Annotated in this window: 19 protein-coding genes; 7 read left to right on the forward strand and 12 right to left on the reverse strand. The window is 61.4% G+C overall.

Annotated elements, in window-relative coordinates; translation table 11 throughout:
• Positions 1–6: 6 nt before the first annotated feature.
• Together AB8A50_RS17110 and AB8A50_RS17115 are read left to right on the forward strand one after the other, a co-directional pair.
• The gene (locus tag AB8A50_RS17110) at positions 7–975 is read left to right on the forward strand and encodes an ABC transporter substrate-binding protein (protein WP_439078396.1); all 969 of its coding nucleotides are present in this window, start codon (positions 7–9) and stop codon (positions 973–975) included.
• A gap of 71 nt (positions 976–1,046) precedes the next feature.
• Positions 1,047–2,384 (forward strand): amidase, encoded by a 1,338-nt coding sequence (locus tag AB8A50_RS17115; RefSeq protein WP_439078397.1) that lies wholly within the window; start codon positions 1,047–1,049, stop codon positions 2,382–2,384.
• Between the two features lie 169 nt (positions 2,385–2,553).
• On the opposite strand, the gene AB8A50_RS17120 is transcribed toward AB8A50_RS17115, so the two are convergent.
• Positions 2,554–3,090, reverse strand: coding sequence for a cupin domain-containing protein (locus AB8A50_RS17120; protein WP_184512042.1), 537 nt, complete (start codon positions 3,088–3,090; stop codon positions 2,554–2,556).
• 165 nt (positions 3,091–3,255) lie between these two features.
• Between AB8A50_RS17120 and AB8A50_RS17125 the strand changes: the two genes are divergently transcribed.
• The 3 genes from AB8A50_RS17125 to AB8A50_RS17135 all read left to right on the forward strand — a co-directional run bounded on the left by AB8A50_RS17125 (position 3,256) and on the right by AB8A50_RS17135 (position 4,727).
• Positions 3,256–3,471, forward strand: coding sequence for a CsbD family protein (locus tag AB8A50_RS17125; RefSeq protein ID WP_089265843.1), 216 nt, complete (start codon positions 3,256–3,258; stop codon positions 3,469–3,471).
• Between the two features lie 238 nt (positions 3,472–3,709).
• A complete protein-coding gene (gene trhO / locus AB8A50_RS17130) occupies positions 3,710–4,507 on the forward strand; it encodes an oxygen-dependent tRNA uridine(34) hydroxylase TrhO (protein WP_309943049.1) in 798 nt (265 codons plus the stop codon).
• Positions 4,500–4,727, forward strand: coding sequence for a SlyX family protein (locus AB8A50_RS17135; RefSeq protein WP_439078398.1), 228 nt, complete (start codon positions 4,500–4,502; stop codon positions 4,725–4,727). The genes trhO and AB8A50_RS17135 overlap by 8 nt, the downstream gene beginning before the upstream one ends.
• A gap of 162 nt (positions 4,728–4,889) precedes the next feature.
• On the opposite strand, the gene AB8A50_RS17140 is transcribed toward AB8A50_RS17135, so the two are convergent.
• A complete protein-coding gene (locus AB8A50_RS17140; protein WP_439078399.1) occupies positions 4,890–6,428 on the reverse strand; it encodes a class I adenylate-forming enzyme family protein in 1,539 nt (512 codons plus the stop codon).
• Positions 6,429–6,577: 149 nt separating this feature from the next.
• Positions 6,578–7,183: a nuclear transport factor 2 family protein gene (locus AB8A50_RS17145; protein ID WP_439078400.1), complete on the reverse strand. Its 606-nt coding sequence runs from the start codon at positions 7,181–7,183 to the stop codon at positions 6,578–6,580.
• Positions 7,184–7,266: 83 nt separating this feature from the next.
• On the opposite strand from AB8A50_RS17145, the gene AB8A50_RS17150 reads away from it, so the two are divergent.
• Positions 7,267–9,369: a S9 family peptidase gene (locus tag AB8A50_RS17150; protein ID WP_439078401.1), complete on the forward strand. Its 2,103-nt coding sequence runs from the start codon at positions 7,267–7,269 to the stop codon at positions 9,367–9,369.
• Positions 9,370–9,539: 170 nt separating this feature from the next.
• Here the strand turns inward: AB8A50_RS17150 and hemC are convergent, their stop codons facing one another.
• From hemC to AB8A50_RS17175, 5 genes are all read right to left on the reverse strand, one after another.
• The gene (hemC, locus tag AB8A50_RS17155) at positions 9,540–10,523 is read right to left on the reverse strand and encodes a hydroxymethylbilane synthase (protein WP_439078402.1); all 984 of its coding nucleotides are present in this window, start codon (positions 10,521–10,523) and stop codon (positions 9,540–9,542) included.
• Between the two features lie 110 nt (positions 10,524–10,633).
• Positions 10,634–12,121 (reverse strand): monocarboxylate uptake permease MctP, encoded by a 1,488-nt coding sequence (mctP, locus tag AB8A50_RS17160; RefSeq protein WP_439078403.1) that lies wholly within the window; start codon positions 12,119–12,121, stop codon positions 10,634–10,636.
• Entirely contained in the window at positions 12,111–12,296 is a 186-nt protein-coding gene (locus AB8A50_RS17165) for a DUF3311 domain-containing protein (protein WP_093757178.1), read from the reverse strand. The genes mctP and AB8A50_RS17165 overlap by 11 nt, the downstream gene beginning before the upstream one ends.
• Positions 12,297–12,516: 220 nt before the next feature.
• Positions 12,517–13,629 (reverse strand): NADH:flavin oxidoreductase/NADH oxidase, encoded by a 1,113-nt coding sequence (locus AB8A50_RS17170; RefSeq protein WP_439078404.1) that lies wholly within the window; start codon positions 13,627–13,629, stop codon positions 12,517–12,519.
• Between the two features lie 260 nt (positions 13,630–13,889).
• Positions 13,890–14,204 carry a hypothetical protein gene (locus tag AB8A50_RS17175; protein WP_089265834.1) on the reverse strand — a complete coding sequence of 105 codons (315 nt, stop codon included), beginning with the start codon at positions 14,202–14,204 and terminating at the stop codon, positions 13,890–13,892.
• Positions 14,205–14,593: 389 nt separating this feature from the next.
• Here AB8A50_RS17175 and AB8A50_RS17180 point away from each other — a divergent pair, with 389 nt between their 5' ends.
• Entirely contained in the window at positions 14,594–16,396 is a 1,803-nt protein-coding gene (locus tag AB8A50_RS17180; RefSeq protein WP_439078405.1) for a carbamoyltransferase family protein, read from the forward strand.
• A gap of 111 nt (positions 16,397–16,507) precedes the next feature.
• Here AB8A50_RS17180 and AB8A50_RS17185 read toward each other — a convergent pair whose 3' ends face one another.
• The 4 genes from AB8A50_RS17185 to AB8A50_RS17200 form a co-directional block, all read right to left on the reverse strand.
• Positions 16,508–18,187 (reverse strand): methyl-accepting chemotaxis protein, encoded by a 1,680-nt coding sequence (locus AB8A50_RS17185; RefSeq protein ID WP_175367783.1) that lies wholly within the window; start codon positions 18,185–18,187, stop codon positions 16,508–16,510.
• A 286-nt stretch (positions 18,188–18,473) separates the two neighbouring features.
• Positions 18,474–20,165: a methyl-accepting chemotaxis protein gene (locus tag AB8A50_RS17190; protein WP_439078406.1), complete on the reverse strand. Its 1,692-nt coding sequence runs from the start codon at positions 20,163–20,165 to the stop codon at positions 18,474–18,476.
• 54 nt (positions 20,166–20,219) lie between these two features.
• Positions 20,220–21,980: a methyl-accepting chemotaxis protein gene (locus tag AB8A50_RS17195; protein WP_439078407.1), complete on the reverse strand. Its 1,761-nt coding sequence runs from the start codon at positions 21,978–21,980 to the stop codon at positions 20,220–20,222.
• Positions 21,981–22,509: 529 nt separating this feature from the next.
• The gene (locus tag AB8A50_RS17200) at positions 22,510–24,510 is read right to left on the reverse strand and encodes a methyl-accepting chemotaxis protein (protein ID WP_439078408.1); all 2,001 of its coding nucleotides are present in this window, start codon (positions 24,508–24,510) and stop codon (positions 22,510–22,512) included.
• Between the last annotated feature and the right edge of the window lie 267 nt (positions 24,511–24,777).

Consider the following 24,777-nt stretch of genomic DNA (forward strand, 5'->3'; position numbering starts at 1 on the left):
CGTTCTATGTCGTTGTTGAAGCGTATCACCGGCGCAGTCGCGCTGGCTGGAGTCTTGCTCGCCACGCCAGCGATGGCGCAGAACAAGAAGGTGGTGTTGTCGCAGGCCTTCCAGTCAATGCTGTACCTGCCGCTCTATGTCGCCATCAATGAGGGCTTCTTCACCGCGCAGGGCCTCGACCTCACCAAGGAAACCGCAGGCTCGCCCACAGTCGCACTCTCGGCGGTGATCTCCGGCAGCGCGCAGTTCTCGATCCATGGCCCGGAATGGACAGCCATTGCGGCCTCCAAGGGCGCGCCGGTCGACATCATCGCCAATGTGGTCAACGGCGCCGCCGTGTGGATCGCGACCGCGCCGGATTTCAAGTTCACTGACGTCAAGAGCCTGAAAGGCCAGAAAGTGGTCGTCGGCACCATGCCGACCACCAGCACCTCGCTGTTCCTGAAGCTGCTGAAGGAGAACGGCATGGACGGCAAGACCGATGTGGAGATGATCCCCGTCGCGATCGGCAGCGAACCGGGTCCGTTCCTCGCCAAGCAGGCTGACGTCGCCGTGATGTATGAACCCGGCCTCGATCAGGTGGTCGCCAAGGGCATGAAGGTGGTCTACGGCTTCCCGAAGAGCTACGGCGCCTATGCATTTTCGTCGGTGACGGCGCGCAATGACGTCAATCCGGATCTGGCGCAACGTGTGACCAACGGCATGGAAATGGCGATGCGCTTCATGAAGAAAGATCCTGCCAAGACCGTAGCCATTGCGCAGAAGGAATTTCCAACGCTGGATCCGGCCGTGATTGAATCCGCCGTCAAGCGTATGCTGGCCGACGGCGTCTATCCGGACAGCGTCGATATTTCTGCTCCTTCGTTGAAGATCTCCATGGATACCCAGATCGCGCTCGGCAATCTCGCGGCCCAGCCCGACTATGACAAGTTTGTCGTGAAGAAATATATCGAGCCCGCATTGGCGATGAAGTAATATCGAAGGCGCGCAGCCTCGCGGCCGCGCGCCTCTCTTTATCCCAGAAGAAACGTTCAGGACGACACGACATGACGAATGCAACCGCGCGCACTGCAACATCTGGCGCGGGGGTTCTGGACCTGCTGCGGCTGTTCAAGGGCAATACATCTGCGGCAGATCACTACGCATCGGAGCGGCTCGCACAGGCCAAGGCCGCCGAGCCCATACTGAAGGCCTTTGAGGTCCTCCCCACCGACACTGTGCGCAAGCCAGGGCCGCTCTCCGGCATTCCCGTCGCCGTCAAGGATATCATCGCCACCACCGACATGCCGACCACCAATGGCTCGGCCGTCTATGCCGATCACGTGCCAACGGCCGATGCATGGGTCGTCGAACGTCTGCGCAATCTCGGCGCCACCATCTTCGGAAAGACCGTCTCCACCGAATTCGCCTGGCGCCATCCCGGCCCGACCACCAATCCATGGAACAGCAAGCACACACCGGGTGGCTCGTCCTCCGGCTCGGCAGCCTCCGTCGCTGCCGGCATCGTGCCCCTGGCGCTGGGCACGCAGACGCTGGGCTCCATCATCCGTCCCGCTGCCTTCAACGGCGTCGTCGGCTTCAAGCCGAGCTTCGGCGCTATCCCCCGCAGCGGCGCACACCACCTCAGCCAGTCGCTCGACCACATCGGTTTCTTCGCGCGCAAGGTCGATGACGTCGCCTATGCGCTGTCACTGATCGCAGGCACCAGCGACAGCGATCCGCATGGCGCGCCGGTGCCGGGTTTCGAAATCTCCGTCGAGCGCGGTGTACCGCCGCTGCCGTCCCCGCGTCTTGCAGTGGTGCGCTTTGCCAAATTCGCCAAGGCCGAGAGCGAACAGCAACAGGTGTTCGAAGCCTCCGTTGCCCGACTGCGCAGCGCGGGTGCTGTCATCGAAGAACTGGAACTGCCCGAACTCGATCGCAGCAACTGGGACGCGATCAACATCATTCTGGCCGCCGAAGGCGCGGTGATCTTCGGCGATCTCGTCGCGCGCTATCCCGACAAGACCAGCGATCACCTGAAGAAGCTGGTGGAGACCGGCAGCACCATCAGCGTGGCAGCCTATCTCAAGGCCAAGGCGTTGCAGATGAAGCTGCGCGCGGACTTCACCGCGCAGATGACGAATTACGATGCGGTGCTGACGCTGCCGGCCTATGGCGAAGCACCGGAAGGGCTGAGCTATACCGGCGATGCCGAATATTGCGCGCCATGGACCCTGATCGGCGTGCCCGCGCTGTCGCTACCGGCTGGGTTCGGCAAGAACCATCTGCCGCTCGGCCTGCAGGTGGTCGGCCCCTATCTGAACGATCTGCGCACGCTGCGCGTGGCAAAATGGATCGAGAGCGCGCTGGCGTTTTCGCCGGGACTGCCCGAGATCAAATAGCCTTCTTCCCTCGCCCCGCTTGCGGGGAGAGGGTGGCGCGGCAAGCGAAGCTTGTCGCGACGGGTGAGGGGGAGTCAGCGAGTGAAACACTGACTCCCCCTCACCCGCTTTCCATATGCTGCGCATGCGGAAAGCGACCTCTCCCCGCAAGCGGGGCGAGGTAAGATAACTATTTCTTCACCGCCCCATCGGGATGCGTAGGATCGACCCACAACACCGTCTCCGGCTTCTCCACCGGCTCGATATCGATATTGATGGCGACCGCTTCGCCGTCGCTGCGCACCAGCACGCATTCCAGCACTTCTTCAGCGCTGGCATTGATCTCCTGATGCGGCACGTACGGCGGCACGAAGATGAAATCGCCAGGACCGGCCTCCGCGGTAAACTGCAGGCGATCGCCCCAGCGCATCCGCGCCTTGCCCTTCACCACATAGATGACGCTTTCGAGATGGCCGTGATGATGCGCTCCAGTCTTGGCATCCGGCTGGATCGACACGGTGCCGGCCCAGAGCTTCTGCGCACCGACGCGCGCGAAATTGATCGCGGCCGCGCGGTCCATACCTTTCGTCGAGGGCACGTTGGTATCGAGGTTGTCAGCCGGAATGACGCGAATGCCGTCGTGCTTCCAGCGATCCGGATCATGGTCGTGAGAATGATCATGCGCGTGATCGTGCGGATGAGTGTGATCGTGGCCGTGACCGGACATTTCAATGCCTTCTTGGGTTCCGAAGAAATGCTGCCACCGCATGCGGCATCACGCCCCCGGGAGTGAGGAACATTCAATTGAGCTGGCAATTGTCTCTGCGAAGCTCAAGCAGCGCGTATCGAGAATGGTCTCGGAACTGCGTCTGCTACATGACAGGAGTATCCCATGGGTGCCACCGCAGACAAGATCAAGGGAACCGCAAACGAAGCCATCGGCAAGGCCAAGCAGGGCATCGGTGAAGCGACCGGCTCTGACCGCCTGCAGGGCGAAGGCCTGATCCAGGAAGGCAAGGGCCACGCGCAGAAGGCCGTCGGCGATGCCAAGCAGGCTGCCAAGGACGCCGCCGACAAGGCGTCGGATTTTGCGAACCGCAAACTTTAACCAATTCCAACCGGCGGAGTTTTAACTCCTCGTCGGTCGCAGGTGACGCTGCAAAAGAAGCTGGTCCCGTAAGGGGCCGGTTTTTGCGTTCTGGCACTACGCGTTGCGCTGGTTTCGCCGGGTATGACATAGGTCAATACCTGCGCAGGGGAGCATCCGGCCCAAAGCCCTGATGGCAACGATATTTCGGCCAGTTCCCGGACTTCCCCCTCGCGGGTCCGGCTGGTAAACCCCCGCCATGTTCAAGGTCGCCGCCCTCTATCAATTCGCCGCGCTGCCGGATTTTCGGCAATTGCGCGAGCCGCTGCGCGCACTCTGCGTCAATCTCGGCATCAAAGGCTCGATCCTGCTGGCCGACGAGGGCATCAACGGCACCGTGGCCGGGACAGACGCCGCCATCGATGCGCTGGTGCACGAACTTGAGACCGGCGTGATGTTCAGCGGCCGACTGAACCATCTGGAGCTGAAATTCTCCCGCGCCAGCTTGATGCCGTTCCTGCACATGAAGGTGCGGTTGAAAAAGGAGATCGTCACCCTCGGCGATCCCCAGACGGATCCGACCAAGACGGTTGGCACCTATGTGGACGCCGCCGACTGGAACGATCTCATCGCTAACGGGAACACGCTGGTGCTCGATACGCGCAACGCGTTCGAAGTGGCGATGGGCACGTTCGAGGGCGCGGTCGATCCGGAGATCGCAAGCTTCGGCCAGTTCAAGGATTTCGTGGCGCGTACGCTGGATCCCGCCAAGCACACGAAAATCGCGATGTTCTGCACCGGCGGCATCCGCTGCGAGAAGGCGAGTTCGTATCTGTTGTCGCGCGGCTTCGCCGACGTTTATCACCTCAAGGGTGGCATCCTGAAGTATCTCGAGGAGATCCCTGAGGCCGAGAGCCGCTGGCGCGGCGAATGCTTCGTGTTTGACCAGCGCGTCGCGCTCGGTCATGGCCTCGTCGAAAGCCAGTCGATCAAGCCTGACTTGCCGATCAATTCGGAAGATTTTGCGATGCTGCGGGAGAGCGCATCCGATGAGTGATACCGCAAAAGACCTGACAGGCTTACGCGAACGTATCGACGCACTCGAAACTCGCGTCGCCTATCAGGACGACACGATCGAGACGCTGAATACGACGATCACCGCCCAGTGGAAACAGATCGACATGCTGACGCGGCAGGTTGCCACGCTCGGCGAGCGGCTGCAGGAGGCCGAAAGCAACAGCGGTGCGCCGCGGAATGAACCTCCGCCGCATTATTGAGGCGGCGACCCCAAACTCAGCCGTCGTCCCCGCGGAGGCGGGGACCCATACACGCCGAAGAGTTAGAAAAGACGCTGCGGCTATAACTCTGCCGCTTGAACCATACTGACCGTGGTTATGGGTCCCCGCCTCCGCGGGGACGACACCTGATAGGCCAGTGCTCTAAACCGACAAATCCGCCGCCAGCTTGCGGTCTCGCAACTCGCGCTTCAGCACCTTGCCGATGGCGCTGCGCGGCAACACATCGACCAGCACGACATCGTTGAGTCGCTGGAACTTGCCGACACGCTCATTCGTCCAAGCCTTCAGTCCCGGCGCATCGACCGAGGCACCCGCCTTCATCACCACGAAGGCGACCGGTGTCTCACCCCACTCTTCCGAGGGCATGGCCACAACAGCGGCTTCGAGCACGTCGTCGTGTTTCGTCAGCACGGCTTCGAGATCGCTCGGATAGATGTTGAAACCGCCGGAAATGATCATGTCCTTCTTGCGGTCCATCAGCTGCAGAAAGCCGTCTTCGTCAAAGCGCCCGACATCGCCGGTGCGGACATAGCGCTTTCCGGAAGCGTCGTGCCAGAACGTCTCGGCGGTCTTGCCGGGCTGGTTGAGATAGCCCTGCATGATGACGGGCGAATGCCCGACCACTTCGCCAATTTCGCCTTGGGCAACGAAATTGCCGTCCTCGTCAATCAGGCGGATCTCATGATCTGGCGCTGGCTGGCCGACGGTGTGCAACTTGGTCGGATGTTCATGCGCCAGCAGCACGCAGGTGCCCCCGCCTTCGGTCATGCCGTAATACTCGGTTAGTCCACCAGGCCATCGCTTGAGCACGTCGGTCTTCAGCGCTGCCCCGAACGGCGCCGAGGTCGAGAATTTCATCACGAAGGACTTCAGATCGAAACTGTCGAAATCCGGCACCGCCATAATGCGGCGATACTGCACCGGCACCAGCATCGCATGGGTCGCCCGATGTCTGGCGCTGAGTTCAAGGAAGCCGCGCGCATCAAACTTCTTCATCAGCACCAGGGTGCCGCCACCGGCGAGTGTCGGATTGAAACAGACCAGCGTGGTGTTGGAATAGAGCGGCGTCGACAGCACGGTGACCGCATCCGGCCCGTAGCCGAGCGGATCGAGCTGGCCATATTGCCGCCAGCGCATCCAGCAGGTGTGGATGATGCCTTTCGGCGTACCGGTCGTGCCCGAGGAATAGATGATATTGAAGACCCATTCCGGATCGATCGTCACTGGCGCTGGCGTCGCACCTTCCGGCGCGAGCCATTGCGCGAACGGTTTTCCAGCCTTGCCGCCGTCAAGCGCAATGCGCTGGACCGACGGATCGATCGCAGCATCCGCAAAGGAGGCCGCCGTCGAGTCATCCATGAACAGGATTTTTGCCGCAGCATCTTTCACCATTGCGGCGAAATCCGCGGGTGTCGATGACGGCGCCAGCGGCGCCACCGCCACACCGACGCGCAGTGCACCGAGGAAGACCGCAGCATATTCGATGGAGGAGAGTGCACAGATCGAGATCGCATCGCGCGGCTTGAGGCCACTGGCTTGCAATGACGCGGCGATACGGTCGATCAGTGCGTCGAACGCGGCGTAGTCGATCTGGCGATCAGCGTCGATCACGGCGATCTTGGTCGGCTTGGATGCGGCGGTGTTACGGACCAGTGCATCGAGGGTGATGAAGTCGGGCATGTTGTTTCTCCCAGTCTTTTTTGTTCTTTATCAACTATCCACGTCATTGCGAGAAGCGGAGCGACGAAGCAATCCAGAAAGCGACAAGGAAAGACTGGATTGCTTCGTCGCCAAGAGGCTCCTCGCAATGACGGCTGAGGGTAAGGCGGCTACCGATCCAGCTTTTCGCCGTTCAGCCACTTCTGGCCGCTGGCATAAAGCGCCTCCACCGCGTCGCCGCGCAGCCCGGGCATGTCTGGCTTGATCTGATAACCGATCTGGCTCTGCAGATAAGCGAGATGGCGATAGCCCTCGGGGAAGCTCGCGAGCAGATCCGTATCGAGCTTCAGCGGCGCACCGGGTACGACGGGATCCATGCGGTCCTTTTCATAAATCGGCTGGCGCAGCACCATGCCCCATTTGCCGTCACGCTTTTCGAGGAAATCATAGAAGCGTCCGGTCAGCATCACGTCGACATTGACGCCGTGCACCAGCGCGCGCTGGGCAATGGTCATCTTGGTCTGCGAAATTGCGCGGTTGCCAGCGAGATCGATCGATTGCGCGCCGAGGAAATGCATGATCGAGACGCCCTTGGCCCAGCCAGCCTTGCTCATGGCGATGAACTCGTCGGCCGTGCCCTGGGTCCAGGTGGCCACCATACGGCCATCGTCAAACCAGACAGTGCGAAAGCGATCCCAGTCGCCGGCATCGCGCCAGACTACCCAGTTTTCAATCAGATCGCGGATGGCAAGGCGGTCGATAATCTCTATATCCATGGAATATCCAATATGCGGGGCAGGCGCCGATGCGCGCGTGTTCCGTAATCATATCCGATCAGGCTTCCGCGAAAAGAGCGTTCATGACAAAGCAGACATCCTCCATGCCCGCGCCGGTTGCGCCGCGTCATCCGCATTCCTTCACGACCCACGGCATCACTGTGACCGATGACTATGCCTGGCTGAAGGATGCCAAATGGCAGGAGGTGTTGCGCGATCCCAGCGTGCTGGAGCCGGAGATCCGCACCTATCTGGAGGCCGAGAACGCCTATACCGAGAGCCTGCTCGGCGGCACGGCGGCGCTGCAGACCAAGTTGGTTGCGGAAATGCGCGGCCGCACCAAGGAAGACGATTCCAGCGTCCCGTCGCCGGATGGCCCTTATGCTTATTTGCGGAAATTCCGCGAGGGCGGCCAGCATGAATTATTCGGCCGCATGCCGCGGGATGGCGGCGAGGCCACCATCATTCTCGATGGCGACAGGCTTGCCGCCGACCACAAATATTTCAAGTTCGGCGGCGCCCGCCATTCACCCGATCATGCGCTGGAAGCCTGGAGTGCCGACGTCAAGGGCTCGGAATATTTCACCATTCGCGTGCGTGACTGGGCCACCGGCAGTGATCTCGACGACGTGGTCGAGGAGACCGATGGCGGCGTGGTGTGGACGCTCGATTGCAAGTCCTTCTTCTATGTGAAGCTCGACGACAATCATCGTCCGATGCAGGTCTGGCTGCACAAGCTCGGCACCAAACAGGCCGACGACAGGCTGATCTTCGAGGAGCAGGATTCCGGCTGGTTCACCCACATCCATGAAAGCGCCAGCGGCCGCTTCTGCGTCATCGCGGGCGGCGATCATGAGACCTCCGAACAGCAACTGATTGATCTCGCAGCACCGGACATGCCCCCCCGCCTCGTGGCGAAGCGCGAAGAGGGCGTGCAATATTCGCTGGCCGATCGCGGCGACGAGCTGTTCATCCTGACCAATGCCGACGGCGCCATCGACTTCAAAATCGTGACGGCGCCGCTGACATCGCCCGCGCGCGCCAAATGGAAAGATCTAATCCCGTATCGCGAGGGCATCTATGTCCTCGACATGGATCTCACTGCCGGCCATCTCGTCCGTCTGGAGCGCGCCAATGCGCTGCCGTCGATTGTGATTCGCGATCTCACCACCAAAGACGAACACGCCATCGCCTTCGACGAAGCCGCCTATTCGCTCGACACCATGGGCGGCTACGAATTCGATACGACCACGCTTCGCTTCGCCTATTCCTCGATGACGACGCCGTCGGAAGTCTATGACTACGACATGGCAACGCGCGAACGCACCTTGCGGAAGCGTCAGGAAATCCCGTCCGGCCACAACCCCGCTGACTACGTCACCACGCGCATCATGGCCAAGGCACATGACGGCGCCGAAGTCCCGGTGTCGATCCTACATCGCAAGGACCTGGCACGGGACGGCAAGGCTCCGCTGCTGCTCTATGGCTATGGTTCCTACGGCATGGCGATGCCGGCGTCGTTCTCCGCCAACCGGCTGTCGCTGGTCGATCGCGGCTTCGTCTATGCCGTCGCGCATATCCGCGGCGGCGCCGACAAGGGCTGGGGCTGGTATCTCGACGGCAAGCGCGACAAGAAGACGAATTCATTCGATGATTTCGCCGCGAGTGCCCGGGCGCTGATCGCCGCGAAATATACCTCGGAGAAAAACATCGTCGGCCACGGCGGCAGCGCCGGCGGCATGTTGATGGGTGCGGTCGCCAACCGCTCCGGTGAGTTGTTCTCCGGGATCGTCGCCGAAGTGCCATTCGTCGATGTGCTCAACACCATGCTCGACGACACGCTGCCGCTGACCCCGCCGGAATGGCCGGAATGGGGCAATCCGATCGAAAGCCCGGAGGATTTCAAGACGATCCTGTCCTACTCGCCTTACGATCAGGTCGCGGCGAAAGACTATCCGAAGATCCTCGCGATGGGCGGCCTCACCGATCCGCGCGTCACCTATTGGGAACCGGCGAAATGGATCGCACGGTTGCGCGCGACGATGACGGGTGGAGGCCCGGTGCTGCTGCGGACGAATATGGGCGCCGGTCACGGCGGCGCGTCCGGACGATTCAACCGGCTGGATGAGATCGCGATCGTCTATGCGTTTGCACTGTGGTCGGTGGGGATAGCGGAGAGCACATAGCGGGACGCTCGTGCCCTCGCCCCGCTTGCGGGGAGAGGGTGGCTTCGCGAAGCGAAGACGGGTGAGGGGGAGACAGCGAGAGAAACACTGATTCCCCCTCACCCGATCATCACATGCTTCGCATGTAATGATCGACCTCTCCCCGCAAGCGGGGCGAGGTCAGGAAGAACCTACTCCGCCGGCCGATTGGCCTCGATCAGCGCGCCGGCGCCTTTGTCGAGCAGCTCCAGCCCGACGGCCCGCCCCAGTTCGCGCGGACGATCCGCCGGCCCGATGCGCGTTACCTCAATGAACTGCCCGCCGGCTTCATCCAGAACCGATGCGGTCAGCGACATCTCGTGCCCCGAGATCACCGAATAACCGGCGATCGGCGAATTGCAGTGGCCGTTCAGCACCCAAAGCACCTCGCGCTCGGCATCGCAGGACAGATGCGCCGCAGGGTCGTCGATCAACGACAGATGACGCCGCGAGGCCCAATCATGCGCCGCGCATTCGACTGCCACGATGCCCTGCCCCACGGCCGGCAACATCTCCTGCGGCGTGAAATCACGTGCGATGCGGCACGCCAATCCAACGCGCTCGAGACCCGAGCGCGCCATGATCAGCGCGTCGGCGGGGCCGACCTCGTCACCATCAGGCAGCCGCTGCATCTCGCCATTGTCGAGTTTGCGCACGCGCGTATCGGCAGCACCGCGGAAGTGGATCACCTCGATTTCGGGAAATAGCCGCCGAATATAGGCCGCGCGGCGCACGGCGTTGGTGCCGATTTTGAAGCCTTTGCCATGCGTGCGCTTGAGATGGTCGAGGCTGACGCCTTCGCGCAGCACCAGCGCATCGGTCGGCGGATCGCGCACCAGCGTGGCGCCGATCACGAGACCCGGCGTGTCTTCATTGCCGGGCATGTCCTTCAGCGAATGCATCGCCGCATGCAGCGTACCCTTGAGCACGGCCGCGCGAATTTCGCCGACGAAAGCGCCGCCCTTGCCGCCATGCTTCAGGAGATTGCTGGTCTGGTCACGGTCGCCGACCGGCTCGAATTTCACGATCTCGACGGCCAGTTCCGGCGCGACAACCGCAAGCCGGCGCGCGATCTCTTCGGTCTGGGCCAGCGCCATGGTGCTTTTGCGCGTGCCGATGCGCATCGATTCAGTCACTCAGGCAAGCTCCATCCGGCGGTCCCGCACAGGGATGGCGGGCATTCGCGCGGACAATAAAGCCAGCGCGCGCCGGAAACAATGCGCGCGCGGGCTTTACGGGGACGCCCTTACGTGCTTGCCGCCTCGGCCGTTGCGACCGGCTTCGGCACCACCAGATTGACCAGCATTGCGACCACGATATTCGCGACGAGGGCAATCAGCCCGACATAGACCGTCGCCTGGAAGCTGCCGATCGACAGCATGTGCAGCGGCTTGAGGCCGTCCGTCCAGGCCAGATATGTGCCGCCAAACAGGCCGACTACCCATCCGGTCAGCAATGCCGGCGCGGTGAACCAGCGGGTGAACAGGCCGAAGATCAAGGCCGGCAACGTCTGCAGGATCCACAGGCCTCCGAGAAGCTGCAGGTCGAGCGCGAACTGCGTCGGCAGATAGATGATCACCAGCAGCGCGCCGACCTTCACCACCAGCGACGCGATCTTGGCAACGGCTGCTTCGCCCGCTGAATCGACCTGCGGATTGACATAGGCCTTCCAGAAATTGCGGGTGAAGAGATTGGCCGCACCAATGCTCATCACGGCCGCAGGGACCAGCGCGCCGATGGCAATCGCCGCAAAAGCGAAGCCTGCGAACCAGCTCGGAAACAGCGTCTGGAACAGCGCCGGTACCACGTCATTATTGCTGGCGAGCTTCAACTTGGCGGCGTGGCCCATATAGCCGAGCAGCGCCAGCAGGCCGAGCATCAGTGTATAGGCCGGTAACAGTACGGCGTTCTTGCGGATGGTCGTGGCGCTCTTGCTGGCGAAAATGCCCGTGAGAGTATGCGGATACATGAAGGCTGCGAGCGCCGAACCGAGTGCCAGCGTGGCATAGGCGACATACTGGCTGGGCTGCAGCAGGATGCTGCCCGAGCCCTTGGCCTTGAATGCCTGATCGGCGGCGTCGAACACTGCGGCATAGCCGCCGAGCTTGCCGGGGATCACTGACACTGCCGCGATGACGGCGATATAGATCATGATATCCTTGACGAAGGCGATCAGCGCCGGGGCACGCAGGCCCGACGAGTAGGTGTAGAGCGCCAGCACGACAAAGGCCGCGATCAGCGGAAGTTCGCCTTCGAAACCAAGCGCCTTCACAGCCGTGGCCATACCGATCAGCTGCAGCGCGATATAGGGCATGGTGGCGACGACACCGGTGATGGCGACTGCTGCTTCCAGCATGCGTGAACCATAGCGGCCATGCACAACGTCGGCGGCAGTGACATGACCGTTGTCCTTGGCGACCTGCCACAGCCTCGGCATCACCATGAACACGATGGGATAGACCAGGATCGTGTAAGGCAGCGCGAAGAAGCCGTAAGCACCGACCGAATAGACCAGTGCCGGCACGGCGATCACCGTATAGGCGGTATAGAAATCGCCGCCGACCAGAAACCAGGTGATCCAGGTGCCGAACTGGCGGCCACCAAGGCCCCATTCGTCGAGACTGGCCAGCGTTTTCGGGCGGCGCCACTTCGAGGCGACGAAGCCCATCACGGTGACGAGCGCGAAGAAGAACAGAAAGACCGCAACGGCGGGAATATCGAGCTCAGTCTTCATTGGCGTAAGTCCGGTAAGCGAGCCAGGTCAGAAAGGCGGTCATCGGCACCCAGGCGAGCTGGTACCAGTAGAAGAACGGAAAGCCGAACAGCACCGGATCATGAAAATTGTAGAACGGGACCCAGAGCAGGCCGACGAAGGGGATCAGCAGAAGCCATAAGAAATGGCGGGCCATGGCGGGGCTCCTCTCGACAGGCGGGCAGCGCCGGATGCCACGATTATTTTACGGCGCAGAATTTTGCGCTGTGTAGGTGCGACATTCTGTCATGTAAACACGATGCTGCCGCAGGGCTGCCATTCGCGGAGTGGACGCGGAGCAACGACAAACACCCACACATCGCACCCGGCTTGCGGGACAATGTGTGGGTGTTGAAAGTGAGGTGCCTTGAAGTGGCTCAGCGGCCGCCGAACGTCGTATCGCCGAACAGCGCCTTTTGCGTCGATGGCTGCGAGCGCCAGTATTGCGGCGGCGCCTGTACCTGGCCGCCGAGATGCGCCGCCGCGTGCCACGGCCAGCGCGGGTCGTAGAGAATGCCACGTGCGATGGCGACCAGATCGGCCTTGCCGGAGGCCACGATGTCTTCAGCCTGCTGCGCTTCGGTGATCAACCCCACCGCAATCGTCGGCAGTCCCGTCGCCGCTTTCACGGCTTCGGCGAACGGCACCTGATAACCCGGCCCGAGCGCGATCTTCTGCTGCGGCGAGACACCACCGGACGACACGTCCATCCAGTCGACACCGCGCTTCTTCAACTCATTGGCGAAGACGATGGTCTGCTCGACATCCCAACCGCCCTCGACCCAGTCCGACGCCGAGACCCGGACGCCAACCGGGTTGTGGGCCGGAAACGCTGCGCGCACAGCGTCGAATACTTCGAGCGGAAAGCGCATGCGATTTTCCAGCGAACCACCATAATTGTCCGTGCGCTGGTTGGAGATCGGCGACAGGAATTCGTGCAGCAGATAGCCGTGCGCCGCGTGGATCTCGAGCGCATCGATGCCGAGCCGCTCGGCGCGTTTCGCCGTGGCCACGAAGGCATCGCGGATGCGCTTGAGGCCGGCAACGTCGATCTCCTGCGGCGCCAGTTCGCCGGGTTTCTGCGGAATGGCCGAGGGCGCCTGGGCGACCCAGCCGCCTTTGTCGAGCGGGACCTGCTGGCCGCCATCCCATGGGGCGTGGCTCGACGCCTTACGGCCTGCGTGAGCGATCTGCATGCCAACGGCAATGTTCGAATGCTTGCGGATTGCCGCCAGCACCGGCTTCAACGCGGCTTCGGTCGCGTCATTATAGAGGCCGAGATCGCCGGGTGTGATGCGGCCGATGGCTTCCACGGCGGTCGCTTCGATCACCAGCATTGCGGCGCCCGACAGGGCCATATTGCCGAGATGGATCATGTGCCAGTCGGTCGCCCGGCCATCTTCGGCAGAATACTGGCACATCGGCGCAATGACGATGCGGTTTGGCAGCGTGAGGTCGCGCAGCTTGAAGGGAGAGAACAGGGCGCTCATGAAGGTTCCAGGATGGGAGGACCGAATTGCCATGCGCGGGCGCGCAAGCTTGCCATGCCCACATTGGAATTTGGATGAGAAAGCACAAGATGGCATGCCAAAAGCGACCTCAGCATTGTGCAAGGAGGGCAGCTTTCGACAAATCATTCTCGGAGGAGAGGCCCGTTTCCTGGAGAAAGGCGAGCCTGGAAAGCAAAAGGCGCCCCGGTTACCCGGCGCGCCTCTCTATCTCGTTCATTCAGCGCCGTAGCGCTTATGACTTAGTACGGGCAGACCACCCGGCCCCAGCGACGGCTGAAATAGCAGCCCGGCGCCACGAAGCGCGGTCCACCGTAGAAGCCATAGCCACGACCATAGCCACGACCGCCGCCACGATAGAAGCCGCCACCGCGTCCACGGCCCCAACCGCCGCCGCCACGACCGCGACCACCGCCACGGGCTTCCGCCGAGGTGCTGCTCGTGGTGAGCAACACCGTGGATGCGCCGATCAGACCAACGCAGTAGACAGACACAAGCGCCATCGCTGCCAGGCAGCGGGTCACGATATTATGGCGCGTCGTTTTGGTTTGAGCCATTCTTAGGAACTCCCATTCTGCAGAAGCACGGCTTTAGAATGCTTCCGGCCTCGAATCGTTCAGTGAGCAATTCTTGATTCACACAGGTGCTGAAACCAGAATAGTAATATGGCCATCACAAGGCGTGCACGCACGAACAACTTTACAATAGGGTCAAGCTCGAACGGCGGTCAAGTTGCCGGCAACGCTGTCACTACGAACGAATGCGCACCTTCACGCGTCACCTCGCTTTTGACCTCCTGCGTTCATCTTCTCTTCATATTGCCTCGCACTATGCTGATCGCTGCACCTCGCAACTGCGAATATGCGGTCAGCCCCACCCGCCGCGTCTGCGTTAGCAGCTCGATCCCATCATTCGTCCCTTCCCGCGAATTGTCAGAAGCTGATTCATGCCCAAACCCAGCTATATCCTCGGTCTCAACACCTACGATCACGACGTCAGCGCCTGCCTGCTGCGCAACGGCGCGCTGGCCTATGCGATCGAGAAGGAGCGGATTACCCGCGAGAAACACGCGACGGGGTTCTACAAGGAAGTGATCGACTACGTCCTCGACGCCGAAGGCATCACGCTGGACGACGTCGAGCTGGTTGTGAGCAATTGCTACATCCTGCCGGTTCCGGAGATGGAAGACCGCCTGATCTATCAGGACATGCCGGGCTTCCTGCCCGAATATGAACGGCAGGACGCCAGCGTCCATCCGCTGTTTCGGGCGCGCACCGGCAAGGTCAAAACGATCTCGCATCATCTGGCGCACGCCTATAGCGCGTTTGCCGTCTGCCCCTTCGAGGAGGGAGCAATCATGATTGTCGACGGCGTCGGCAGCTATCGCTCCGACGTCATGGAGGCCTATCCGGACAGCGAGCCGGGTTCAAAGCTCGCCCGGGAATCCGAGAGCTATTACACGTTCAAAGGCACGCAGCTCGATTGTCTGAAGAAAGTCTGGATGGAGCCGGACCGCGGCTTCCTCAGCGACGAATTCTACAACATGCCGGGCCTTGGGGCGCTCTACAGCAGGGCTTCAACCTATGTGTTCGGCGACTGGAACAAATGCGGTGAACTGATGGGGCTCGCGCCCTATGGCCGCCGCGACCAGGTCAAGCCGCTGATGGACATCACCGACAACGTGCTCAGCGTGCCGCGCTGGACCCCCGAATATAACCAGCCCTATATCGCCGACAGCGACGGCAAGTGGGACACCCATCCGTCCATGCGGCACTGGGAGGATCTCGCCTGGCGCGTGCAGGACGACACCGAGAAGGTGTTGCTCGCCCGCGCGCGCTGGCTGCGCGAAACGACCGGCGCAAAGAACCTCTGCATCGCCGGCGGCGTCGCGCTAAACTGCGTCGCCAATGGCCGCATCGCCCGCGAAGCCGGCTTCGAGAATGTCTGGATCCAGCCCGCCGCCGGCGACAACGGCATCGCGATCGGCTGCGCCTATTACGGCCTGCTGGAGGTACAGAAGCAGCCGCGCTCTTATGTAATGACCCACTCTTACACCGGCCGTGCCTATACAGATCGCGACGTCGAGGCAGCGACCCAGCGCACGCTGGTCAAGGCGCAGACCAGTGCGGTAAGCAGCGACAATATCTGCCGCGATACGGCCAGGCTACTCGCCGACCAGAAAGTGATCGGCTGGTTTCAGGGTCGCTCGGAATATGGCCCACGCGCGCTCGGCAATCGCAGCATCATCGCCGATCCGCGCCGGCCGGAGATGAAGGATATCCTCAACTCACGCGTGAAGCACCGTCAGCCGTTCCGTCCGTTCGCGCCGATTGTGCTCGCCGAGCGCGCCAGAGAGATTTTCGAAGGCGATCAGGATTCGCCGTTTATGCTGATCGCCGCCCCGGTGCGCCCCGAATGGCGCGAGAAGATTCCAGCCATCGTGCACATCGATGGAACGGCGCGCATCCAGACTGTCACGGAGGATACCAATCCGGTGCTCTATCGGCTGCTGAAGGAATTCGATGCGCTCACCGGCGTGCCGGTATTGCTCAATACCTCGTTCAACGTGAAGGGCGAGCCGATCGTCGAGACCCCGCGCGATGCCATGGCGTGTTTCATCAATACCGGCATCGATCACCTGATCCTGCACGATACGCTGGTGTCGAAGACATCGGCGCATCGTTTCGTCGCCCCGCTGGTGCGCACCTATATGGACATCGCGGGGCTGGTGTCGGCGAGTACGAGATAGAACGCTCGACCTCCGCAGGGCGGGCAAAAGCGCAGCGTGCCCGCCACCATCATCGAAAGCGCTGCGGTGGGCACGGCGCAAGAGCGCCTTTGCCCACCCTACAAGCCATGATCAGGCCGCCCGCACCGCGTTCAGGAACTTGCTGACTTCATCCTTCAGTCGCGTGCTGTCCGAGGACAGTGATTGCGCCGCAGCGAGAACCTGAGTCGAGGCAGATCCAGTCTCCGTTGCACCACGCTGCACATCAACGATGTTCGACGAGACCTGCATCGTGCCCTGCGCCGCCTGCTGGACATTACGCGAAATCTCCTGCGTCGCCGCGCCCTGCTCTTCCACCGCCGATGCGATGGTCGAGGCAATCTCGGACATCCGGCCGATAGTGTCTCCGATCTCCTTGATAGCGCCGACCGATTCCTGCGTCGCCGCCTGGATACCGGAAATCTGCGTGGAGATCTCGCCAGTCGCCTTGGCAGTTTGCTCAGCGAGGGCCTTCACTTCGGAGGCGACGACGGCGAAGCCGCGACCGGCTTCGCCGGCACGCGCCGCTTCGATGGTGGCGTTGAGCGCCAGCAAGTTCGTCTGGCCTGCGATGTTGTTGATCAGCTCGACCACATCGCCGATCCGCGACGCAGCGCTGGCGAGCTCGCCGACGCGATCATTGGTCTTGCGTGCCTGATCGACCGCCTGCCCTGCGATCGCAGCCGACTCCTGCACCTGTCGGCTGATCTCGTTGACCGACGAGGCCATTTCCTCGGTTGCCGATGCCACTGACTGCACATTGGCCGATGCCTCTTCGGAGGCTGCAGCAACCGTCGTGGTCAATTCCTGCGAGCGCTCCGCCGTGGCGGTCAGCGTACCTGCCGAGGCTTCCAGTTCGGTCGATGCCGACGACACCGTCTCGACGATCTCACCGATCATCGATTCGAAGTTGCGGGTGATGCTATCGACGCGGCGACCGCGCTCGATCTTGGCTTCTGCATCGGCCGCTGCGGCTTCATCCGCCGCGCGCTTGTCGATCAGCGCCTGTTTGAATACCTGAAGCGAATCCGCCATCGTACCGATTTCGGTTTTCTCGCCCTGATGCGGAACATTTGCTGTCAGATCTCCTGTGCCAAGCGCCTGCATCGGCAGCACGATCGACGTAATGCCGGCGGAGACATCGCGCACCAGCAAGATAGCCGCACCGATGCCGACAACAATCGCAAACAAGAGCGAACCGATCACCATCTTGATGGCGACCCCAAAGCTGTCCGTCGCCAGTTCTCCGGCTGTCAAAGCTCCCTTGTTGTTGAGCTCGACATCCTTCTGCAGGGCTTCGTCCGCTTTGAAGCCAATCTGGTTGACTTTCACGTTCATATCTCGCGCTTCATCACGAGCGTTCTTGCGCGACAACGCAAGAACCGGCTGCAACGCCGCGATGTATTCGCTCCAGAGCTTGCTGAATTCGCTATACATCGCGCGCTCCTCGGGCGACGAAATCATCGGCTCATAGCTCTTGCGCGCCTTGTCGAGCATCTCGGCGTAACGCACCAGCGTGTCGTCCTGGACCTTCGTATCTGCGGCATCGGTCGCAAGCAGATGTCCACGAACCACCGAACGATAGCTGATCGTTGCAGCGCGGACTTCACCCAGAGCGCGCACGCTCGGCAGCCAGCTCGTGACGATGTCGGATGTCGCTCCGTTGATGGTGTACATCTGCTTGATGGCCAGCGCGCCCATTGCAGACATGGCAAGCAGCAGGAACGAGACGACAAGAGTGATCTTGGTGCGGATGGACAGGCTGGCAAACATAGGTGATGGTCCCTCGGTTTTTGACCGTTGGCGCGCAACTGCACGAATGGCATTTTCTGGGTTTGAAGACGCGGCATGCATTGGAGCTGCCGGCCGAGCGTCGATAGCTTTCAACGATCTCGTGATCGAGATTGTCCGGATAAAGTTAAGGAGCGGTGCATCATGACTGCTTCTTGTGCATGACTTCTCGAATGAGTGTGGCGCACACGCATAACAACACTATCGCGTAGGAAAGCCGACGCTCACGCGCCGGCTTTCCTACGCTGTACACTTGTGTTCAAGCCCGTCAGGCAGCGCGCACCGAGTTCAGAAACTTGCCCACTTCGTTCTTGAGACGTGTGCTGTCCGATGACAGCGACCGTGCGGCCGAAAGCACTTGCGACGACGCAGAGCCGGTCTCGGACGCTCCACGCTGCACGTCGGTGATGTTCGACGAGACCTGCATGGTACCCTGTGCCGCCTGCTGGACGTTGTGCGAAATCTCCTGCGTCGCGGCACCCTGCTCTTCCACCGCCGATGCGATGGTCGAGGCAATCTCGGACATCCGGCCGATGGTGTCGCCGATTTCCTTGATGGCGCCGACCGATTCCTGCGTCGCCGCCTGGATACCGGAAATCTGCGTCGAGATCTCGCCGGTCGCCTTGGCGGTCTGCTCGGCCAATGCCTTTACTTCGGAAGCCACGACCGCGAAGCCCCGGCCCGCTTCACCGGCACGCGCCGCCTCGATGGTTGCGTTGAGCGCCAGCAGGTTTGTCTGGCCGGCGATATTGTTGATGAGCTCGACGACGTCCCCGATGCGCGATGCAGCGCTGGCGAGTTCGCTGACGCGATCGTTGGTACGCCGCGCTTGGTCGACCGCCTGATTGGCGATGCTCGCCGACTCCTGCACCTGTCGGCTGATCTCGTTGACCGACGAGGCCATTTCTTCAGTGGCCGACGCCACCGACTGGACGTTGGTGGAGGCTTCTTCGGACGCTGCCGCCACTGTAGTGGCTAGGTCCTGGGAACGTTCGGCAGTCGCGGTCAGCGTGCTTGCGGAGGCCTCGAGTTCGGTCGATGCCGACGATACGGTTTCCACGATTTCGCCGATCATCGATTCGAATTCGCGGGTGATGTTGTCAACGCGGCGACCGCGTTCGATCTTGGCTTCGGCGTCGGCAGAGGCAGCTTCATCTGCCGCGCGCTTGTCGATCAGCGCCTGCTTGAACACCTGAAGCGTGTCGGCCATCGCGCCGATCTCGGTCTTCTCGCCCTGATGCGCCACATGCGCCGTGAGATCGCCAGCGCTCAGCGCCTGCATCGGCTGCACGATCGAAGCGATACCCGACGACACGTCCTTGACCAGATAAATGCCGACACCGATGCCGATGACCGCGGTCGCCGCAATGATCACGATTACCGTCATCAGCGCCGAACCATAGCTCTCATCGGCCTTCTGTCCCGATGCTGCCGCACCCTTGTCGTTGAATTCGATGGCCTTGCGCAGGGCAAAATCGGCTTTGGATCCCAGCGGATTGATCACATTCAGATTGAGCTCATGGGCTTCCTGACTGCCTTTGCCAAGATTCTTGCGATCGAGGACAAAGATTTCCTGGCTGCGTGATACGTAGTTGTCCCACTCCTTGCTCCAGTCGTTGAAGATTGCGCGCTCTTCAGGGCTCGATACCAACTTGTCATAGGCAGTCCGCTCATCGGCGGCCCGCTTGACGATGGTGTCGATACCAGCCTCGGTCTTCTGCATCTGGTCAGCATTGGCTGCGAGGATGTGTGCGCGCACTAGATTGCGGTAATCGATGGTCGTCGCCCGCAGCCCGCCGAGCACACGGACGCTTGGAAGCCAGTTCTTCTGGATGTCCGACGCATTGGCGTTAATCGTCTGCATCTTGCTGACAGCAAGCGCCCCCATCCCAGTCATTGCGATTAACAGAAAAGCGATAACGATGGTGATCTTGGCTTTGATAGAGATGTTCGAGAGCATGGCTGGACGTCCTGTTATCGCTCGATAGAATGATCAGTTCTGGTCCCGCACGGCCTAGGCCGCGCGAACAGAGTTGAGGAACCGCGCGACTTCGACCTTTAGCCGCGCGCCGTCCGACGACAGCGACTGTGCTGCCGAAAGAACCTGCGACGAGGCCGATCCGGTCTCGCTGGCGCCGCGCTGCACATCCGTAATGTTGGACGAGACCTGCTGGGTGCCATGCGCGGCTTGCTGCACGTTGCGGGAAATCTCCTGGGTGGCGGCACCCTGCTCTTCGACGGCCGAAGCAATCGTGGACGAAATTTCCGACATCCGGCCGATGGTGACGCCGATCTCGCGGATGGCACTGACCGATTCGTCTGTTGCGGACTGGATGCTGCCGATCTGCGTGCTGATCTCGCCGGTCGCCTTGGCGGTCTGTTCCGCGAGCGTCTTCACCTCGGCCGCCACCACGGCGAAGCCACGGCCCGCCTCACCTGCGCGGGCGGCTTCGATGGTCGCATTGAGCGCCAGAAGGTTGGTCTGCCCCGCGATGCTATTGATCAGCTCGACCACGTCGCCGATACGGCTGGCCGCCTTGGATAGCTCGCCGACACGGTCGTTGGTCTTCTGGGCCTGCTGCACGGCCTCGCTGGCAATGCGCGCAGATTCCTGAACCTGGCGGCTGATCTCGTTCACCGATGACGCCATTTCCTCGGTCGCCGATGCCACGGATTGTACGTTCGTCGAGGCCTCTTCCGAAGCGGCTGCCACCATGGTGGTCAAATGCTGCGAACGCTCGGCAGACGACGTCAGCGTGCCCGCCGACGCTTCGAGTTCGGTCGATGCAGACGACACTGTTTCGACGATCTCGCCGACCGCACTCTCAAAATTGTTCGCCAGCGTGATCATCTCGCGCTTGCGCTGCTCGGCGGCGATCTGCTCCTGCTGCTTTTGAGCGTCGGCTTCGGCGCGGGCGCGCTCCTGTGCCTTGACCTTGAACTTCTCCACGGCGCCAGCGACGTCGCCGATCTCGTCCTTGCGGCCCAAGCCCGGCAACACCACGCCGAAATTGCCCTCGGCGAGTTCTTCCATCGAACGGCTCAGCGCGCGCATCGGACGCCCGATGGTGAACACCGAGAACACACAGGTCCCGATCAGCATCAGGGCGACCACACCACCGAGAATTAGCGAGTCTCGCTCGGTCGCAGCGGCCTCGTTCGCCGCAGCGTTCGTCTGCTGCTCGACCTTCTCCTTAGCCAGATTGACGATCGTATCGGCCAGCTTGTCGAGTTCTGCACTCATGGGTAGCAGCACGTCGGTGCGGAGCTTCACGATCTCCGCACCCAGTGCGGTGATGCGCGCGGAGGCATCCGCAGACAATTCGCCAGCTTCGTTGCGCGTCGCCTGCAGATTCAAGATATCTGTGCGAATTACGCCGATCTTGTCGCCGCCCTTACCGAGGGTCGTCATCATGTCGAGGAATTTGCCGATGCGCTCGCGCTCGTCCGGTGCGGTCGCAAGCTTGAGCATCTGAGCCGAAAATTTAAGGCCGGCGGTAGTACGCGCCGTGAAATAGTCGGCGGCCTTCTGGACATCGGCCACTTTCGTTGCCCCGAGAAAGTCACGCACGCCGATCTGCATCCCGCGAAACGAGGCCTTGGCCTCGGCAGCGTTCTGCGCAATGCCCTGATAGATGCCGGCCGTCTGATATGACTGGCGAACGCCTGCGCTTCCCATCGTCTGCATATAGATCATGACACCGAGGAGAATGATGCCGAGCCCGGACGCAATCGCGAGCTTCGTGCCGATACGCAGATTCTGGATGAAGGCCATGACAGTTCCTGGGAATGAAGCGGCAGAAAAATGAGTCGGGTCGTCCTTCGCCGGACGGAGTCCGGCGTCGCGTGAAATGGTCGAATGCTAAGCGGTTGTCATTTTTGGCGCAGCCCGGCGGCAATCCGACGGGCCCGCGAAGCTTGGCGTGAGCCGATCCTGAACGAGAAGCGTCATCGGCTCATATGAGCGGGCGATACGTTCGATGATCGATCAAATCACCTGCTCATGGGCAGGAACCTACCACCGCGCTTCTGACACAAACGTTAACGCGCCGATGATGCAATCACTCAAATTGAGCCGGTACCGCAATGGTCATCGAGTAATTCGGACTTTTCAGACAGCGATGGAGTTCGAGTTCAGGCATCAAAGGTTCTGAATTAACGATCTAAAATTGCAATCTCATCATGCAATGCCCTGCACGGGATATTTCGAGGCCCTGAATTCTCTCGGAGCATACAGCGGCTTGAGTGGCGGTGTGCGGAGAACGCACCGTTACTCAAGCCAGTGAATTGCGATGTTGGAGAACTCAGGCCGCGCGCACCGAGTTCAGGAAGCGGCTGACTTCATGCTTCAGACGGTTGCTATCCGACGAGAGCGACTGGGCTGCGGACAGCACCTGAGACGACGCGCCGCCGGTCTCGCTCGCGCCACGCTGCACATCGATGATGTTGGACGAGACCTGCATCGTGCCTTGCGCAGCCTGCTGCACGTTACGAGAAATCTCCTGCGTCGCCGCGCCCTGCTCTTCGACAGCCGAAGCGATCGTGGACGCGATCTCCGACATCTTGCCGATGGTCGTGCCGATCTCGCAGATCGCCGAGACCGAATCATCGGTCGCAGTCTGGATGCTCGCGATCTGCTGGCTGATCTCGCCGGTGGCCTTGGCGGTCTGCTCGGCGAGCGCCTTCACCTCGGACGCGACCACTGCGAAGCCGCGGCCGGCGTCTCCTGCACGCGCTGCCTCGATGGTGGCGTTGAGCGCCAACAGGTTGGTCTGCCCCGCAATGGTGTTGATCAGTTCGACCACCGCACCGATGCGGCCGGCAGCTTTCGACAACTCGCCGACGCGATCATTGGTCTTCTGCGCCTGGTCCACGGCCTCGTTGGCAATACGTGCGGATTCCTGGACCTGACGGCCGATCTCGGTGATGGACGACGCCATTTCCTCAGTGGCAGACGCCACCGATTGCACGTTGGTGGAGGCTTCTTCCGACGCCGTTGCGACGACCGTGGTGAGCTGCTGCGACCGATCCGCTGTCGACGTCAGCGTACTCGCCGAGGCTTCCAATTCGGTCGACGCGGACGACACCGCCTCGACTATTTCACCGACCGTACCTTCGAAATCGTCGGCGAGCCGGATCATATCCTGCTTGCGTTGCAAGGCCGCCGCCTGATCCTGCGCGATCCGTGCCTCGGCTTCCGCCTGGGCTTTCTCTTCCGCCTTGACCTTGAAGGTCTCGACAGCCTGCGCCATGTCGCCGACCTCGTCCTTGCGGCCGAGCCCCGGCAGCACCACGCCGAAATTGCCCTCGGCGAGCTGCTTCATGCCCGCCGTCAGACCCAACAGCGGCCCGATGATTCCGCGCGCGATCAGGAAGGCAATCAGCAGACCAGTGATGGTCGCCGCACCCGCCACGATCTGCTGCAGCGTGATCGTACCGGAAATGCGCTGCTCATTGGCTGTCGTCGCGCTCACGACCTCCTGCTGGATCGCGGCCTTGATGCCGTCGGTCTTGCGGATGGCGCTGACCACCATCGGCGTGATCGCGTTGTAATAGAGTTGATCCATCTTCAACAGGTTGTTGGACGCCTTATCGAACACGCTGGAGTAGCTGACCAGTCCCTTCTTGATCGACTCGAACAGCGCCGCAAGGCTTGGCGGCATGTCGAACTTTTCCATCTCGGCGATCTGTTGCTGCGCATTCTTCACGCTGTTCGCGAACAGCGTCACATTGTCCTGATCGCGGCCGGCAAAGAACCGCCAGTTCGCCATCTGGACCAGCAGGGTTTCGGATTGCAGCGTCGTCGCCCCTTGCGCAAATGGTGAGCTGCGGGTCGAGAGCACGAGCTTCTTCAGGTCCGTCTGAAGCTTTTCACCTTCGGCAAGCAGCGCCTTGCGGCCGTCGATCATCTCCTTGACGGTGTTGCCGAGATCGACTCGCTTGCTCTTCAAATCATTGATCGTCTTTTCGACCTCGCGATAGACCCCGCGACGCTCCTCCGAGCTCGCCTTGATCGTCTCTTCCAGCACACCACCGACCTGAGTCAGCAGCTTTTCGGCTTCAGCGAATGACGCCTCGTCCTGATCGAACGTGTAGCGCAGCATCGCGCGGCGAAGTGCCTGGAGTTCCGCCGAAATCTCCATCGAGCGCATCGCATTGGCGGACTGGGCATTCATCGCCGAGACGTCGTCGCGAATTTCCGTGAGTTTCCACACGGCGAAACCTGCCATGCCCAACCCGAACAAGACGAGCGCACCGAAGCCCCCATACAGCCTGCCACGGATGCGGAGATTGAATAGCGACATGCGACGTGCCCTTCTTGGGAGAACCACTGATAGCCGACCTTGCACGTCGCGAATCGCGCCCGCAACGCAAGAGGCAATCTCGAATCCGATCATCGTTAGGTTGCGAGAACTTCGGGTTAATTTCAGCCGCGCAAACGCTTTAAAGTGGAATGACTTTTTGTCGCGCGTGTCATCGTTTGACTCACCAAAACAAACAGCCCGGATGCGATGACGCATCCAGGCTGTTTGCTAGTTGTATCTTACTCGTCAGGCGAAAGCGCGTGATCG

It is taken from the genome of Tardiphaga sp. 841_E9_N1_2, assembly GCF_051811065.1.
In the GTDB taxonomy this organism is placed as follows: Bacteria; Pseudomonadota; Alphaproteobacteria; order Rhizobiales; family Xanthobacteraceae; genus Tardiphaga; species Tardiphaga robiniae.

Excerpts from the sequence above, each read along its gene's own strand:
- AB8A50_RS17110 (WP_439078396.1), top strand. The coding sequence starts at position 7 with ATGTCGTTGTTGAAGCGTATCACCGGCGCAGTCGCGCTGGCTGGAGTC.
- AB8A50_RS17115 (WP_439078397.1), top strand. The coding sequence starts at position 1,047 with ATGACGAATGCAACCGCGCGCACTGCAACATCTGGCGCGGGGGTTCTG.
- AB8A50_RS17120 (WP_184512042.1), bottom strand. The coding sequence starts at position 3,090 with ATGTCCGGTCACGGCCACGATCACACTCATCCGCACGATCACGCGCAT.
- AB8A50_RS17125 (WP_089265843.1), top strand. The coding sequence starts at position 3,256 with ATGGGTGCCACCGCAGACAAGATCAAGGGAACCGCAAACGAAGCCATC.
- trhO (WP_309943049.1), top strand. The coding sequence starts at position 3,710 with ATGTTCAAGGTCGCCGCCCTCTATCAATTCGCCGCGCTGCCGGATTTT.
- AB8A50_RS17135 (WP_439078398.1), top strand. The coding sequence starts at position 4,500 with ATGAGTGATACCGCAAAAGACCTGACAGGCTTACGCGAACGTATCGAC.
- AB8A50_RS17140 (WP_439078399.1), bottom strand. The coding sequence starts at position 6,428 with ATGCCCGACTTCATCACCCTCGATGCACTGGTCCGTAACACCGCCGCA.
- AB8A50_RS17145 (WP_439078400.1), bottom strand. The coding sequence starts at position 7,183 with ATGGATATAGAGATTATCGACCGCCTTGCCATCCGCGATCTGATTGAA.
- AB8A50_RS17150 (WP_439078401.1), top strand. The coding sequence starts at position 7,267 with ATGACAAAGCAGACATCCTCCATGCCCGCGCCGGTTGCGCCGCGTCAT.
- mctP (WP_439078403.1), bottom strand. The coding sequence starts at position 12,121 with ATGAAGACTGAGCTCGATATTCCCGCCGTTGCGGTCTTTCTGTTCTTC.
- AB8A50_RS17165 (WP_093757178.1), bottom strand. The coding sequence starts at position 12,296 with ATGGCCCGCCATTTCTTATGGCTTCTGCTGATCCCCTTCGTCGGCCTG.
- AB8A50_RS17170 (WP_439078404.1), bottom strand. The coding sequence starts at position 13,629 with ATGAGCGCCCTGTTCTCTCCCTTCAAGCTGCGCGACCTCACGCTGCCA.
- AB8A50_RS17175 (WP_089265834.1), bottom strand. The coding sequence starts at position 14,204 with ATGGCTCAAACCAAAACGACGCGCCATAATATCGTGACCCGCTGCCTG.
- AB8A50_RS17180 (WP_439078405.1), top strand. The coding sequence starts at position 14,594 with ATGCCCAAACCCAGCTATATCCTCGGTCTCAACACCTACGATCACGAC.
- AB8A50_RS17185 (WP_175367783.1), bottom strand. The coding sequence starts at position 18,187 with ATGTTTGCCAGCCTGTCCATCCGCACCAAGATCACTCTTGTCGTCTCG.
- AB8A50_RS17190 (WP_439078406.1), bottom strand. The coding sequence starts at position 20,165 with ATGCTCTCGAACATCTCTATCAAAGCCAAGATCACCATCGTTATCGCT.
- AB8A50_RS17195 (WP_439078407.1), bottom strand. The coding sequence starts at position 21,980 with ATGGCCTTCATCCAGAATCTGCGTATCGGCACGAAGCTCGCGATTGCG.
- AB8A50_RS17200 (WP_439078408.1), bottom strand. The coding sequence starts at position 24,510 with ATGTCGCTATTCAATCTCCGCATCCGTGGCAGGCTGTATGGGGGCTTC.